The 14,782-nt window shown below is 61.8% G+C and carries 11 protein-coding genes; 1 reads left to right on the forward strand and 10 read right to left on the reverse strand.

The window, feature by feature from the left end; genetic code table 11:
• Positions 1-125 precede the first annotated feature (125 nt).
• Positions 126-974 carry a GGDEF domain-containing protein gene (locus ACQKP1_RS12070; RefSeq protein WP_427275408.1) on the forward strand — a complete coding sequence of 283 codons (849 nt, stop codon included), beginning with the start codon at positions 126-128 and terminating at the stop codon, positions 972-974.
• A gap of 2 nt (positions 975-976) precedes the next feature.
• On the opposite strand, the gene ligA is transcribed toward ACQKP1_RS12070, so the two are convergent.
• The 10 genes from ligA to ACQKP1_RS12120 form a co-directional block, all read right to left on the reverse strand.
• Complete coding sequence (ligA, locus tag ACQKP1_RS12075) at positions 977-3,133, reverse strand: NAD-dependent DNA ligase LigA (protein WP_427275409.1); 2,157 nt, start codon at positions 3,131-3,133, stop codon at positions 977-979.
• Between the two features lie 63 nt (positions 3,134-3,196).
• On the reverse strand, positions 3,197-4,009 hold the full coding sequence (locus ACQKP1_RS12080) for an endonuclease/exonuclease/phosphatase family protein (RefSeq protein WP_427275410.1): 813 nt from the start codon (positions 4,007-4,009) through the stop codon (positions 3,197-3,199).
• Between the two features lie 76 nt (positions 4,010-4,085).
• On the reverse strand, positions 4,086-5,534 hold the full coding sequence (cls, locus tag ACQKP1_RS12085) for a cardiolipin synthase (RefSeq protein ID WP_427275411.1): 1,449 nt from the start codon (positions 5,532-5,534) through the stop codon (positions 4,086-4,088).
• A gap of 58 nt (positions 5,535-5,592) precedes the next feature.
• Positions 5,593-7,266 carry a DNA repair protein RecN gene (gene recN / locus ACQKP1_RS12090; RefSeq protein WP_427275412.1) on the reverse strand — a complete coding sequence of 558 codons (1,674 nt, stop codon included), beginning with the start codon at positions 7,264-7,266 and terminating at the stop codon, positions 5,593-5,595.
• A 33-nt stretch (positions 7,267-7,299) separates the two neighbouring features.
• On the reverse strand, positions 7,300-8,106 hold the full coding sequence (locus ACQKP1_RS12095) for an outer membrane protein assembly factor BamD (RefSeq protein WP_425959331.1): 807 nt from the start codon (positions 8,104-8,106) through the stop codon (positions 7,300-7,302).
• A gap of 279 nt (positions 8,107-8,385) precedes the next feature.
• A complete protein-coding gene (gene lpxC, locus ACQKP1_RS12100; RefSeq protein WP_203016612.1) occupies positions 8,386-9,342 on the reverse strand; it encodes a UDP-3-O-acyl-N-acetylglucosamine deacetylase in 957 nt (318 codons plus the stop codon).
• A gap of 260 nt (positions 9,343-9,602) precedes the next feature.
• Positions 9,603-11,354 (reverse strand): cell division protein FtsZ, encoded by a 1,752-nt coding sequence (gene ftsZ, locus ACQKP1_RS12105; RefSeq protein WP_203016614.1) that lies wholly within the window; start codon positions 11,352-11,354, stop codon positions 9,603-9,605.
• A 96-nt stretch (positions 11,355-11,450) separates the two neighbouring features.
• On the reverse strand, positions 11,451-12,782 hold the full coding sequence (gene ftsA / locus ACQKP1_RS12110; protein ID WP_054151683.1) for a cell division protein FtsA: 1,332 nt from the start codon (positions 12,780-12,782) through the stop codon (positions 11,451-11,453).
• Positions 12,779-13,711, reverse strand: coding sequence for a cell division protein FtsQ/DivIB (locus ACQKP1_RS12115; protein ID WP_427275413.1), 933 nt, complete (start codon positions 13,709-13,711; stop codon positions 12,779-12,781). The genes ftsA and ACQKP1_RS12115 overlap by 4 nt, the downstream gene beginning before the upstream one ends.
• Positions 13,699-14,625, reverse strand: coding sequence for a D-alanine--D-alanine ligase (locus tag ACQKP1_RS12120; protein ID WP_427275414.1), 927 nt, complete (start codon positions 14,623-14,625; stop codon positions 13,699-13,701). The genes ACQKP1_RS12115 and ACQKP1_RS12120 overlap by 13 nt, the downstream gene beginning before the upstream one ends.
• Between the last annotated feature and the right edge of the window lie 157 nt (positions 14,626-14,782).

Raw genomic sequence — 14,782 nt, forward strand, 5'->3', positions numbered from 1 at the left:
ACCTTGACGTAAAGCGGTCGCAACGGTCGCGACCAAATCTATTTCATGACAGCAGACGGCCGCAGATAAGCTCTCGCGTCGACTGATCGATTTTCGTTTCAAGTCATTCTGTGTGGTCAAAAACTATGTTGAAGCAACGGATTGAAGCGTGGGTCATCCGCGATATTGGGCTGACAGAATTCGATAACTGGGATGCGGTGCTCCGCTTTGCAACCAGACTGTCGATCCGCAACTCCATCATCGCCTGCTTTATGGTCGCAGGCATCTTGCTTGTCCCGCATGCCTTCGACGTCCTGCTCAACCCACTGTTGCGCGATCTGGCAATCGGCTGCGGCATCGCCATGATCGTATCCTTCGTCCTGACGATGCTCTGCTCTCTCTACATGGGTTATGCGGTCGTCCACCTTGCCAGAACCAGGCTGGAGTTCCGCCAATTGAGCCGCACGGACATGTTGTCGGGCCTTCTCAATCGCCGCGCCTTCATCGACGATCTCTCTCAGGTTGAGCGCGGGCATCTGCTGATCCTGGACATCGACCGTTTCAAGCAGATCAACGACCGCTATGGCCATCTGGCCGGCGACGACGTGATTGTCTCGGTTGCAAAAACGCTCTGCGAAATCACCGGCCCCGCCCATCTCGTCGCGCGTATCGGCGGAGAAGAGTTCGCCATCCTCTTTCGGGATGCCGAGTTTGCCGATGTCATCGCGATGGCGGAAAAGCTACGGCGAAGTATTGCCAACCGTCTGGTCGAGTCCGTCCACCAGTCGATCGCCGTCACCATATCCGGCGGCTTGGCCGACATCACACCGCTTCGCGATTTCACCGCCGTCTACGCCGCAGCCGATCAGGCGCTTTATCTCGCGAAGTCGTCCGGCCGCAACAGGATCGTGCTCGAACGCGACCTGCCGCGCACGCCCCATCAGCCGGAACCCGTTCGCCTCGACCTTGCGGAAACAGCAATTACCGCAGCCTGACCTCAGCCCCCGATCAGCGTCAACCACTCGTCTTCGGTCATCACCTGGACGCCGAGTTCACGTGCCTTGTCGAGCTTGGAGCCGGCACCCGGACCCGCCACCACATAGTCTGTCTTTTTCGATACGGAGCCCGCGACCTTTGCCCCGAGCCCTTCGGCCCGTGCCTTGGCCTCGTCCCGCGTGAAGCGCTCCAGCGATCCGGTGAAGACGACGGTCTTGCCGGCCACAGGACTGTTGCTTGCGACCGGCGCCTCTGCGTCCAGTGGCGTCACTTCGCTCAACAGGCGTTGGACGACTTCGAGATTGCGCGGCTCCTTGAAAAATTCGACGATCGAGGCTGCGACGACCTCGCCGATCCCCTCAATGCTGTTCAATTCGCTCCACGCATCGCCGAACTTTGGCGCTGCCGCCTGCATGGCTTCCGCAAAGGCCGCATAGCTGCCGTAGGACCGCGCCAGGAGCTTGGCCGTCGTCTCGCCGACATGGCGGATGCCAAGCGCAAAGATCAAACGGTGGAGCGCGATCTCGCGCCGCGCATCGATCGCCTCGAACAGCTTGCGCACACTGATACGACCAAAGCCTTCGATATTCTCGAGCTTGGTCAGCGATTGGTCCTGCCGCGCCTTCAGCGTGAAGATGTCGGGCGCGGTGCGGATCATCAGCGCCGGATCGTCGCTCTCGAAGAAGAAGTCGACCTGCTTGGTCCCGAGCCCTTCGATGTCGAAGGCATTGCGTGACACAAAATGCTTGATGTGTTCCACGGCCTGGGCCCGGCAGACGAAACCGCCGGTGCAGCGCGTGACCGAATCGAGCTTGCCCGTCTTTTCGTTCTTCTCCCGCACCGCATGGCTGCCACAAACCGGGCAGGTCTTCGGGAAAACATACGGCGCCGAGTCCTCTGGCCGCTTCTCCAGGACCACGTCGAGCACCTGCGGGATGACGTCGCCAGCGCGCTGGACGATCACCGTGTCACCGATGCGGATATCTTGGTCGTCAGGCCGGATGCGGTCGCCGGAATTGCCGATACCCTTGATGTAGTCCTCGTTGTGCAGCGTCGCATTGGTGACGACCACGCCGCCGACGGTGATCGGCGTCAGACGCGCAACCGGCGTCAGCGCCCCCGTGCGGCCCACCTGGATGTCGATGGCCTCGACCGTGGTGAAGGCCTGCTCGGCCGGGAACTTGTGCGCCGTCGCCCAGCGCGGCGATCGGGACCGGAAACCGAGGCGTGCCTGAAGATCGAGCCGGTCGACCTTGTAGACGACGCCGTCGATGTCATAGTCGAGATCAGGCCGCTGCAGCCCGATCTCATGGTAATGGTCGAGGATCGCCGAAACCGAGCTCAGACGTTGGGTGAGCGGGTTGATCGGGAATCCCCAGCGGCCGAAAACCTGCACCATCTCCCATTGCGTTTCCGCCGGCATCTGGCTCATCTCGCCCCAGGCATAGGCAAAAAAGCGCAGCTTGCGGTTCGCCGTCACCTTCGGATCGAGCTGGCGCAGCGAGCCGGAAGCCGTGTTGCGCGGATTGACGTAGGTCTGCTTGCCCTCAGCCTCCATCTGCGCGTTGAGCGCCAGGAAGTCGGACTTCGCCATATAGACTTCGCCGCGCACCTCGACCACGTCAGGGGCATCCGACGGAAGCTCGGTCGGGATTTCCTTGATCGTGCGGATGTTCGCCGTGACATTCTCACCCGTCGTACCGTCGCCGCGGGTCGCGGCCGTGACCAGCCTGCGGTTTTCGTAACGCAGCGACATCGACAGTCCGTCGATCTTGGGCTCGGCCGTGAAGGCGATGGAATCGTCCGGCAGCTGGCCAAGGAAGCGATAGACCGAGGATACGAAGTCCTGGACGTCCTCGTCGGAAAAGGTGTTGTCGAGCGACAGCATCGGGCGGGCGTGAACCACCTGCGCGAAGATGCCCGCAGGGGCCGCACCGACGCGCTGGGAGGGACTGTCGGTGCGCACCAGCTCCGGAAACTGCGCTTCGATCGCATCATTGCGCAGCTTCAGCGCGTCATAATCCGCGTCCGAGATCTCCGGCTTGTCCTTGCCGTGATAGAGCGCATCGTGATGGGCGATCTCGCTTGCCAGCCGCTGCAATTCGGCCTTCGCCTGTTCCTCGGTCAAAGTCTCGACAGGAATGGTCTCAACAGCCATGGCAACCTCCGCATTTCGTCAGTCGGGTTTAGCGGAAAATCGGCGAATGAAAAGAGCGTGCGCTCACTCCTCCACCTTGCTGAGATCAAGCCTTGCCGTCAGCGGCAGATGATCCGAAGCAAGGCGTGCAAGCGGTGTATCATGCGCCGTCAGATCGGCGATCAGACCGGACCGGTTCGCCATGATCCGGTCGAGAGAAAGAACAGGCATACGAGCCGGAAAACTCGGGACAGGTGGCGGCAGAGGCCCGAAAACCGGCTCCAGCCGTGTGAGCGCCGAGCCGGGCCCCAGGCGCCACTCGTTGAAATCCCCCATCAAAAGCGTGGCCCGCTCGGCACGGTTCTGCAGGAGATCGAGAATGACATCCGCCTGCTGGCGGCGAGCCCAGCGCAACAATCCCAGATGCGCCGCAATCACCCGCAGCCCGGCCCTGCCTTCAATATCGATCTCGGCCACCAGAGCGCCACGCGGCTCAAGCCCGGGCAGCGCCACCTGATGCACGTCACGCACGATGCCTTCTCGAAACAGGAGCACATTGCCGCGCCATCCATGGGATTTCGGGCGGTGTTCCACGGGTACCGGCAAAAGGCCGGTCTCGAGCCTCAACCGATTGAGATCAAGCAGCCCGGAACGCTCGCCGAAACGCTGGTCCGCTTCCTGAAGGGCGATCACGTCGGGGCCGATTTCCCGGATAACGTCGATGATCCGTTCGGGATCGAACTTGCCGTCCGTGCCGACGCATTTGTGCACATTGTAGGAGGCGACCGTCAGCGCACCGTCGACCTGTGTCTTGACCATCCCCTCGGCCGGACGCCATCTGCGATTTCGGATGGAGGTCACCATCGTGCGGGCGAGGCTAGGTTTGGTCTTCTTCATCACACCTGTAGCATCCGTCGTCGGTTGGGCCGGTGGCCGGTTGCGGTTGAGGCCGCGCTGAAAACGCCCGCCTCGATCAAAGATAGGGCGATCCGAGCCAGAACAAGCGATCAATCATCCGATTGGGCAGAGATCGTGCCCTGAGTGTATCGAGCGTGACCTGTCTGGCGCTGGACAGACGGCGGTCGATCCGGTCTTCGATCTGCGCGGCAAGACCGCGATCATAGACTTCGAGATCGATCTCGAAATTCAATCGAAGCGAGCGCGAATCGAGATTGGACGAGCCGATGAAGCACCATTGCCGGTCGATGACCATGAGCTTCGAATGATCGAAGGCACCTGTCGACAGATGCACGCGGCAGCCTTCCCGCAGGATCTGGTCGAACTGCCCCATCATCGCGCGGGCGACGATGGCGAGATTGTTCTGCGACGGCACGATCACGTCCACCTGAACGCCCCGACGCGCAGCGGTGTTCAGCGCCGCAATGAAGGTCGTATCGGGCAGAAAGTAGGGTGAGACGATGCGGATTGACCGTTCGGCCACGGAAAACGCGCCGAGCAAGAGCCGGTGATTCGTCTCGATACGGGTGTCCGGCCCGGATACCACCGCACGCACAGCCGTCCCTGCCCCAGCCACGGCGTCATCGAGCCGGACGCCCCATTCCGGCCCGAGCAGCACCTCGCCGGTCTCGAAGTGCCAGTCCTCGGCGGCAACCGCCAAGATATCGGCGACAACAGGTCCGGTGACGCGAAAATGGGTGTCTCGCGCGCCATCCGGCCCGGTGAAGCCCGCTCGGATATTCATGCCACCGACAAAGGCGGTGGCCCCGTCAGCGACCAGAATTTTCCGGTGCGTACGCAGATTGGCATAAGGAAGCCTGAGCCCCATGATGACCTGCCCGTTGAAGACGGCGACCCGAACGCCGCCCTCTTCGAGATAGCCGATGATACTGGGAACGCTGTAGCGGGCCCCGACGGCGTCGACGATCACCCGGACGGCGACACCCCGCTGATGCGCGGCGATCAGGCAGTCGGCCACGCGCCGGCCGACGACATCGCGATCGAAGATATAGGTTTCGAGGATGATGCTGTGCTGCGCGGCATCGATCGCCTGACACATGGCATCGAAGGTCTCCTCACCGGACGAGAGCATTTCGATTTGGTTGCCTGACGACAGCGGATGCCGGGTCACTCTGTCGCCGAGCAGTTTCATCGGTCCGAATCGGTCGCCGAACTGGGCGGCCACGGTTTCGCGGTCGATGCTGTAGAGCGAGAGACTGCGCCAGATCTCATCGAGCTCAAGCGCGCGCCTGGAGATGAGAGTCGCCCGGCGGATGCGGTTGATCCCAGCGACCGAGTAGATCATGGCTCCCACCAGCGGCGACAGGATGATGATGCCGACCCAGCCGAGCGCCGAGCGCACCTCGCGTTTCGTCATCGCGGCATGGGTGGCCGCCACCGTGCCGAAAACGACGGACAGAACGGCAAGGGTCTCGGCCCAGTAGGTCTGGATCAGGTCCATCATGATGCGGCAACGAAACAGGTTTCAGGGTGGAAGGCAACCACGGCCGGATGGATGTGGCTCACTCGCCGGCGGCAAGCAGTTTGGCGGCTGCCGCACGCGCCTCATCGGTGACGGAAGCGCCCGCAAGCATGCGCGCGATCTCTTCCTTCCGATGCTCCGGCTCCATGATGGCAACCCGGGTCGCGATCTTGTCCCCCGCATCGCCGGTCGGTCCCTTGGAGATAAGGAAATGCGCCGACGCGCGAGCCGCAACCTGCGGCGCATGGGTAACAGACAGAACCTGCACCTTGGCCGAGAGACGCTTCAGCCGCTGGCCGATGGCATCGGCCACAGCACCGCCGACCCCGGTATCGATCTCGTCGAAGACAAGCGTGGGCGCGGACCCTCGATCCGCAAGCGCCACCTTGAGCGCGAGCAGGAAGCGCGACAGCTCACCGCCCGAGGCCACCTTCATGATCGGGCCGGGTCGCGTGCCGGGATTGGTCTGAACGTGGAACTCGACCGTGTCGATGCCATCGACGGTCGCATTCTCGGCGTCCGCTGAAACCTCGACCATGAAACGCGCCCGCTCCAGCTTCAAGGCCGGCAGTTCCTGCATGACGGCATCGGCGAGCGCCTGGGCGGCGTTCTGCCGTTTGCCGGACAGCTGCAGCGCTAGGTGGTCGTAATGCGCCCGGGTCTCCAGGACGGCAGCCTCCAGCTGGCCAAGCCGCTCTTCACCGGCATCGAGATCGGCGAGATCGGCCACCATCTTTTCGGCGAGCGCCGGGAGATCTGCGACGGCGACCGAGTATTTCCGGCCCGCCGCACGAAGCGCAAACAGTCGCTCCTCGACCCGCTCCAGCTCGCGCGGATCGAACTCCGTGCGGCGCAAGGCAGCTTCCACCTCCATCTGCGCGGCAGACAGGGTGTCGAGAGCCGTGCCAAGCAGCTGTACGGTCTCTTCCAGCAGTCCGGGAGCCTCATGGCTCTTGCGTTCCAGTCGGCGCATCAGGGATGCAATATGCGGCACTGGCGACGCATTGCCATTGAGGAATTCTGAAGCTTCAGCGATGTCACCGGCGATGCGTTCGGATTTTTGCATGGCGGAACGTCGCTCGGCGAGCTCATCCTCCTCACCATCAAGCGGTGAAAGGCCCTCCAACTCCTCGACGGAGGCCCGCAGATAATCGGCTTCGCGTGCAGCCGCCTCGACCTTCGCCTTGTGGGTCTTGTAGGCCCGCTCGGCCTCCCGCCAGCGGCGATAGCTTTCCCCGAGATCCAGCGCTTCGTCGGTCAGCCCGGCAAAGGCGTCGAGCAGCATGCGGTGGGCATTGGTATCGATCAGCGCACGATCGTCGTGCTGGCCATGGATCTCGACCAGCAACTGGCCAACCTGGCGCATCAGCTGCACGCTGACGGGCTGATCATTGATATAGGCCCGGGTGCGGCCATCGGCGGATTGCACGCGACGGAAGATCAGATCGCCGTCATCGTCAACGCCATTGCCCTTCAAAAGCGTACGGGCCGGATGGCTGCCGCCGACATCGAACACGGCCGTGACCTGCCCCTTGTCCTCGCCATGGCGGACCAGCGAGCCATCGCCCCGGCCACCAAGGGCCAGCGAGAGGCTGTCGAGAAGGATGGATTTGCCGGCCCCGGTTTCGCCGGTCAGCACGGATAGGCCGGTCTCGAAGGCAAGATCCAGCCGCTCGATCAGAACGATATCGCGGATCGACAGCTGGACCAGCATAGGCTCTGTTTCTCACTTCGTGACTTAAGACCGTCAGGTCCCGATCAGCAGCCTGCGACCGGCGCGGGTGATCCACGAACCGGAATTCTCACGCGGTTCAAGACCGCCTCTCTGCAGCAGCGCATAGCTGTCGGCATACCACTGGCTGTCCGGATAGTTGTGACCGAGCACAGCCGCTGCAGCCTGGGCCTCCGAGACGACGCCCATCGCGTAGTAGGACTCCACCAGACGCGCCAGAGCCTCTTCGATCTGGTTGGTGTTCGGATACTGCTCGACAACGACGCGGAAGCGCGAGACGGCTGCGAGGTACTCCTTACGCTCCAGATAGTAGCGTCCGACCTGCATTTCCTTGCCGGCGAGCTGGTCACGCGCGAAGCGGATCTTCGCCTGTGCGTCATCGACATACTCCGAATCGGGGAAGTCGTTGACGACGCGCTCCATCGCTTCGATCGTCTTGACCGAGTTGCGCTGGTCCTGCGTGACGTTTGAAATCTGCTTCCAGTATGCCAGACCGACGAGATACTGCGCGTAAGCGGCATCCTCGGACTTCGGATACAGGTTCATATAGCGGTTGCCGGTCGCGATCGCGTCGGCATAGCGGCCGAGGCGATACTTCGTGAAGGTGCTCATCACGAGCGCCTTGCGCGACCACTCCGAGAACGGGTTCTGCGCATCGACCGCGTCGAACTTGCGGGACGCCTCGGCCATATTGCCGGCCTTGATGTTGGCAAGGCCCTGATTATAGAGCACTTCCGGCGGCTCGGTCTCGGCGGCGAGCTTGCTGATGTCGATATCCGGGTCGCTCTGGCAGCCCGCGAGCACGGCACCGAAAGACAACATGACGCTCAGGCCCGCAATACGCACGGCATTCTTCACAACGACCGATCCCACTTGATTCATTCGAAAGATCCCGATTGCAGCGCCGCTTGAAAACCGTCGCCTTCAACTGGCGTTTCTAGCCACAAAAGCGGCACTAGGGCAACGCAGTGATGCGACTTTAACGCATTTTTGTGGCAGGGCACCCAGAAAGTGCCATTCCGCCCCAATCCTTTTCTGCTCAGCAAAACGCCGGCCTTCTTGAAGAGGCCGGCGCTGAACTTTGCCTGATCTGTCTTGTACTTACGCCGACCAGGGCGCAAATTCCGAAACCTGAACCGGAACGAATTCCCGGGCGCGGACCTGGTGGCTGCGGCTCGGTGCTTCGACGACTTCATAGGCCGTCGGATCGCTGAGCAGCGCCTTCAGCGCATTCGCGTTCATCTTGTGACCGCCGCGATAGGAGCGGTAGCAGCCGATGAACTGCGCACCGGCGAGCGCCAGATCACCGACGGCGTCGAGCGTCTTGTGACGGACGAACTCGTCCTTTTCGTAACGCAAGCCTTCGACATTGATCACGGTATCGTCGTCCGAGATGACGACGGAATTTTCAAGCGAAGAGCCAAGAGCAAAGCCAGCAGCCCAGAGGCGCTCGACATCGCGCATGAAGCCAAAGGTGCGTGCGCGCGACAATTCGGTCTTGAAGGTTTCAGCCGTCAGGTCGCCTTCCCACTTCTGCCGGCCGATCAGCTTGCTGTCGAAATCGATTTCGACCTCGAATCGCGTGCCGTCATAGGGGCGGAACTCGGACCAGGAACCACCGGCCTCGATGCGAACCGGCTTCGTGACGCGAATATAGCGGCGCTTGACGCCGAGATTGGTGATGCCAACCTGCTCGATGGCATCGATGAAGACTTCCGAGCTGCCATCCATAATCGGCATTTCGGCGCCATCGACTTCGACGACGACATTGTCCAGACCGAGCGCATAAAAGGCCGCCATGACATGTTCGATCGTTGCAACGGAGCGCGCCGGATTGGTGCCGAGCACGGTGCAGAGATCGGTGTTGCCGACATGTGCAGACACTGCGCGATATTCGCTAGTCGAACCGTCGTCATGCTGGCGCACAAAGACGACACCGGTTCCTGCTTCCGCTGGCTGGAGAGTGATGGAGACCTCGCGGCCGGAATGAACCCCGATACCCGTCAGCGTGAGAGGCGCTGCGATCGTGGTTTGAAATCCGAGCAAAGCAATTGCCATTCCGATAGCCTTAAAATAAAGCGACGAGGCGGTGGATCTTGTGTTCCCGTCGCAATCTCTTGTCGAAGGGCCATAAGACCCTGTTTCTGATCACATACATACGTGTGACCGGGACGTGAGCCAAATCACTGATTCTTTCGCTTTGTAACGAAGCCAACCCCTTGATTATCATCAAGAATTCGACGTCTCGTAACGGAGCGTGAAACGCAAGAAACCCGGGCCTCTCGACCCGGGTCTCCAAAGCTGAGTCTCGGCTTCCCTTAGCTCGTCTGGCGACGCAGGAAAGCAGGAATTTCAAGCTGATCGTCTTCGCTGGTGGCACGGGCCGGCGTGGCACGGCCGTGATCGTCGAGCTGGCCACGACGCGGAGCGTACAGGCTGGCTTCGGCCGACAGCGGACGACGCTGCTGCGATGCAGCGGCCGGAGCCGAACCGGTCATGTCACCCATGACAGGCTCTTCGTCAGCCTGGCGACCGAGCGAATTGGTGATTCGCTTCAAGAGCCCCATCGGTCCGCGCTCGTCCTGGGCAGCGGGTGCTGCCGGCTGGGCGCGATGATCGATCTCGGCACGCAGCACCGGCGGGAAGTCTTCCACCTTCGGCATACGAACGGGCTCAGCAGCTGCCATGCGCGGCTCTGCCATGACAGGTGCCGGAGCGACCGGCGCCTGCATGACAGGTGCGGGCTGCTGCATCACCGGAGCCGGCTGGCTCATGATTGGCGCAGGCGCGACCGGCTGCATCATCTGCGGAGCCGGAGCAGCTTCCGGAGCCGGCGAAGCGAACAGACGGCTTGCCGGACGGAATTCCTGCTGCGGAGCAGGCTGCGGCTGGCTCATCACCGGCTGGCGGGCGGTTGCGATTTCGAGTTCGCGTTCCATTGCGGCTTCAGCCGAACGGATGGTGTCTGCGACCGGATCCATGGTCGGCTTGGGGGCCTGCGTCATTGCAGGCTGATATGCGGCCGGTGCCGGAGCAACGGCCGCGGAGGGACGCATAGCGGGCTTTGCGAGCGGAGCGGCTTCGAAGCCCTTGGAGGCAAGTGCTGCACGGTCGATGCCGGTGGCAACGACAGACACGCGGATGATGCCTTCGAGTGCTTCGTCGAAGGTTGCACCCAGGATGATGTTGGCGTCCGGATCGACTTCTTCGCGGATGCGGGTCGCGGCTTCGTCGACTTCGAACAGGGTCAGGTCACGACCGCCAGTAATGGAGATCAGGAGGCCCTGGGCGCCCTTCATCGAGGTTTCGTCGAGCAGCGGGTTGGCGATGGCAGCTTCGGCAGCCTGCATTGCGCGGCCTTCGCCGGAAGCTTCGCCGGTACCCATCATCGCGCGGCCCATCTCGCGCATTACGGAGCGAACGTCCGCGAAGTCAAGGTTGATCAGGCCTTCCTTGACCATCAGGTCGGTGATGCAGGCGACGCCGGAATACAGAACCTGGTCGGCCATTGCGAAGGCGTCGGCAAAGGTCGTGCGGTCGTTGGCGATGCGGAAGAGGTTCTGGTTCGGGATGACGATCAGCGTGTCGACCGACTTCTGCAGCTCCTCGATGCCCTGCTCGGCGAGGCGCATACGGCGCGCACCTTCGAAATGGAACGGCTTGGTGACGACGCCAACGGTCAGGATGCCCTTGTTGCGGGCAGCCTGAGCGACGACCGGAGCAGCACCGGTACCGGTACCACCGCCCATGCCGGCGGTGACGAAGCACATGTGAGTACCATTGAGATGGTCGATGATTTCGTCGATGCATTCTTCAGCGGCAGCGCGCCCGACTTCCGGCTGGGAGCCTGCGCCGAGGCCTTCCGTGACATTGACGCCGAGCTGGATGATGCGCTCGGCCTTGGTCATGGTCAGCGCCTGGGCATCCGTGTTGGCAACGACGAAATCGACGCCCTGCAGACCAGCGGTGATCATGTTGTTGACGGCATTGCCGCCACCGCCACCGACACCGAAGACGGTGATGCGGGGCTTCAGCTCAGTAATATCTGGCTTCTGCAGCTTGATGGTCATGGTACCCGTTCCTTCTTTTTCCGGCCGCATCGCCAAGCCGGCCATGTCATTTCAACAGATTTCCCTTGGCCGAACCTTGTGTCCGGCCGGGTAAACTCAAAAACTCTCTTTCAGCCATTGGCCCATGCGGGCGAAGCGGCTGTTTCCGTTGCCGAAGGGCGAGAACAACCCGCCCTGCCCGGCATGTGTTTCCTGATCCGCCATCTGCGGATAGATCGTCAGCCCGACGGCCGTCGAAAAGGCCGGTCCCTTGGCTGCCGCCGGCAGACCCGAGACACCCATCGGCCGACCGATACGCACGTTCCGGGCCAGAATGCGGCGGGCCGCTTCCGGCATACCCGTGAGCTGGCAGGCACCACCGGTCAGAACCACGCGCTTGCCAACCACCGGCGAGAAGCCCGACTTCTGAATCCGGTCGCGCAGCATCTCGAGGGTTTCCTCGATCCGCGCGCTGATGATCCGGGTCACAAGCGCCTTCGATACCTGGGTCGGCTGATCACGATCGTCTTCGCCGATCGGCGGAACGGACACGACCTCACGATCGTCAGCGCCGTTGGCGACAGCCGAACCGTGAACGACCTTCAGACGTTCTGCATCCTCGATACGGGTCGAAAGCCCGCGCGCCAGATCGGTCGTCACATGGTGACCACCAATCCCGATGGCGTCCGTATGGATCAGCTTGCCTTCGGCGAAGACAGAGATGGTGGTCATGCCACCGCCCATGTCGATCGCCGCGCAACCGAGCTCCACCTCGTCGTCGACCAGGGCTGCAAGGCCGCTGGCATAAGGCGTGGCAACCACGCCCTCGACGGTCAGATGAGCCCTGTTGATGCAGAGCTCCAGATTGCGAAGCGCTGCACGTTCGGCCGTGACCACATGCATGTCGACGCCGAGAACGTCGCCATACATGCCAAGTGGATCACGGATTCCCCGCTCGCCGTCAAGAGAAAAGCCTGTCGGCAGCGAATGCAGGACGGCACGGTCATTGCCCTGGGACTGCTGACCGGCGGCAATCAGCACCTTGCGCAGATCGCCGGATTCGACTTCCTGGCCACCGAGATCGATGGATGCGGTGTAGACGTCAGAACCGATGCGACCGGCCGAAACGTTGACAATCAGGCTCTCGACGGTGAGGCCTGCCATACGCTCGGCGGCGTCGACGGCCAAACGGACGACATTTTCGACGGCATCAAGATCGGCAATCACGCCGGACTTGATGCCATGCGAGCGCTGATGACCGAGACCGATGACCTCGACATTGTGCGTACGACCCGGCAGGACAGCAGACTCGCGGCGCGGTGTGAGGCGCGCGATGATGCAGACCACCTTGGTCGAACCGATATCGAGCACCGAAACGACATGAGCGCGCTTCGAAGAGAGCGGCTTGGTACGCGGAAAACCGAAGGAAGAGCCACCGAAGATGCTCATATCTTCCGCTCCATTTTCTTGAGGGCCTTGCGACGCTCTTCGAGTGCAGCCGTACGGCGCTCCTGCGCACCTTCGGTCAGGCGAATCGCGACCCGATCCGGCAGGCGCAGGTCGACGACGGCAACATCACGCGAGAGAACCTGCTGCTCTCCGTCGAAGCGATTGAGCAGAGCGAGAGCCCCCGGGACGTTTTCCTCCGGCAGGCGAACGACAATGCCGTTCTCCATATGAACGTCCCAGCGACGGCCGCCGACACGCACGAAAGCCTTCACCCGTGAGGCAATTGCCGGCCACTTGGAGAATTCTTCATCGATGGCTGCAGCAGCCGTTTCGGCATCGCGACCGACGAAGAGCGGAAGCGAGGCGAACTTGTTATCGCGCAGAGGTGCAATCACCGAACCGGAGCGCTCGATAAGAGAAAGATCAGTGCCGTGCTGCCAGATGCCATAGGCTTGACGCTCCCGCAGAACAACCTCGACCGTTGACGGATAAACCTTACGCACCTCGGCCGATTCGACCCAGGGAAGCTCGGAGAGCGCTTGCCGTGCAGTCGCGATATCGAGACCGAGGAGGCTGGTCGAGCCATCAAGCCCGAGCAACTGCAGAATATCGATCTCCGACGTATGCTGGTTGCCGGAGACGCGAACATCTTCGACAGCAAACCCGGCCGATGCCGTTACCGTCTGCATCACAACGGGACCATGACCGCCGACCACAACGCCATGCAGGCCCACAAGACCATAGAAAGCCGCCAGGCTGACCTTGCCAAGATGGCGGGGCAGAGCGATGCGACCCGAGCACAGGGCCAGCACGAAGCGCACCAGGCGACGCAGCGGACGCGGCAGCACCTTTGCCTCACCCGAGGCAAGCGGCGCAGCCGGATACGCGCCGGACCCACCCACCAATTTGTTGCCGCTCAACGAGAACAAGAAGCGTCCTCCACCATCCAACGTACGAATTCACCAAAGCTGTAGCCCGCAAGGGCAGCCATTTCCGGCAGCAACGAGGTAGGGGTCATGCCCGGCTGGTTATTGAGCTCCAGCCAAATCAGATCACCATCCTCGGAGAAGCGATCGTCGTAGCGGAAGTCGGACCGACTCACTCCGCGACACCCGAGCGCCTGATGTGCCTTCAGCGCCAATGATTGTATTTTTTGGTAAATTTTCGGTGAAATTTGCGCAGGAAGCACGTGCTCCGAACCACCCGCCGCATACTTGGAGTCGTAATCGTAGAAGCTGTTGCCCAGCGGCACGATCTCGGTCACGCCGAGCACCTTGCCATCCATCACACCACATGTCAGTTCGCGACCCGCGACATAACGTTCGACCATCACGAGATCGCCGTAACGCCATTCGCTCGAAGTCAGGATCTGCGGCGGGTGCGCCATGTCCTCACGGACGATAACGACGCCGAAGCTCGAACCCTCACGAACCGGCTTGACGACATAGGGCGGCGCCATTGGATGCACATTGCCGACGTCGAAGCGGTTGATGACCATGGCTTCGGCGACAGGAATACCGGCCTGGGCGGCCACGATCTTCGCCTGCTTCTTGTCCATGGCTAGCGCCGAAGCAAGCACGCCGGAATGGGTGTAGGGGATTTCGAGATATTCAAGCACGCCCTGAATGGTGCCATCTTCGCCATAGGGACCATGCAGCGCATTGAAGGCGACATCCGGCTTCAGATCCTCGAGAACACGACCGATATCGCGACCGACATCGACGCGCGTGACCTTGAAGCCCTCACCTTCGAGAGCCGAAGCGCAGGCGTTGCCGGAGGACAAGCTCACAGGCCGCTCGGAGGACAATCCACCCATCAAAACCGCGACATGCTTGCCACTCATCTACGCCTCGCAAAATCTAAAATTCGACCGGCAATCGCACCGACTGCTCCGGCTTTGTCAGATCAGTTGAACAACATTAAGGTTAATGAACCGTTTACTTTCGTTAACTTGCTCGCGAAAGCGCCTGCCCTGCAAGCCAAACAAAGACTTGAGGTTA

The sequence above is a fragment of the Allorhizobium sp. NPDC080224 genome (genome assembly GCF_050281005.1).
Classification (GTDB): Bacteria; Pseudomonadota; Alphaproteobacteria; order Rhizobiales; family Rhizobiaceae; genus Allorhizobium.

Excerpts from the sequence above, each read along its gene's own strand:
- ACQKP1_RS12070 (WP_427275408.1), top strand. The coding sequence starts at position 126 with ATGTTGAAGCAACGGATTGAAGCGTGGGTCATCCGCGATATTGGGCTG.
- ligA (WP_427275409.1), bottom strand. The coding sequence starts at position 3,133 with ATGGCTGTTGAGACCATTCCTGTCGAGACTTTGACCGAGGAACAGGCG.
- ACQKP1_RS12080 (WP_427275410.1), bottom strand. The coding sequence starts at position 4,009 with ATGAAGAAGACCAAACCTAGCCTCGCCCGCACGATGGTGACCTCCATC.
- cls (WP_427275411.1), bottom strand. The coding sequence starts at position 5,534 with ATGATGGACCTGATCCAGACCTACTGGGCCGAGACCCTTGCCGTTCTG.
- recN (WP_427275412.1), bottom strand. The coding sequence starts at position 7,266 with ATGCTGGTCCAGCTGTCGATCCGCGATATCGTTCTGATCGAGCGGCTG.
- ACQKP1_RS12095 (WP_425959331.1), bottom strand. The coding sequence starts at position 8,106 with ATGTTGTCTTTCGGTGCCGTGCTCGCGGGCTGCCAGAGCGACCCGGAT.
- lpxC (WP_203016612.1), bottom strand. The coding sequence starts at position 9,342 with ATGGCAATTGCTTTGCTCGGATTTCAAACCACGATCGCAGCGCCTCTC.
- ftsZ (WP_203016614.1), bottom strand. The coding sequence starts at position 11,354 with ATGACCATCAAGCTGCAGAAGCCAGATATTACTGAGCTGAAGCCCCGC.
- ftsA (WP_054151683.1), bottom strand. The coding sequence starts at position 12,782 with ATGAGCATCTTCGGTGGCTCTTCCTTCGGTTTTCCGCGTACCAAGCCG.
- ACQKP1_RS12120 (WP_427275414.1), bottom strand. The coding sequence starts at position 14,625 with ATGAGTGGCAAGCATGTCGCGGTTTTGATGGGTGGATTGTCCTCCGAG.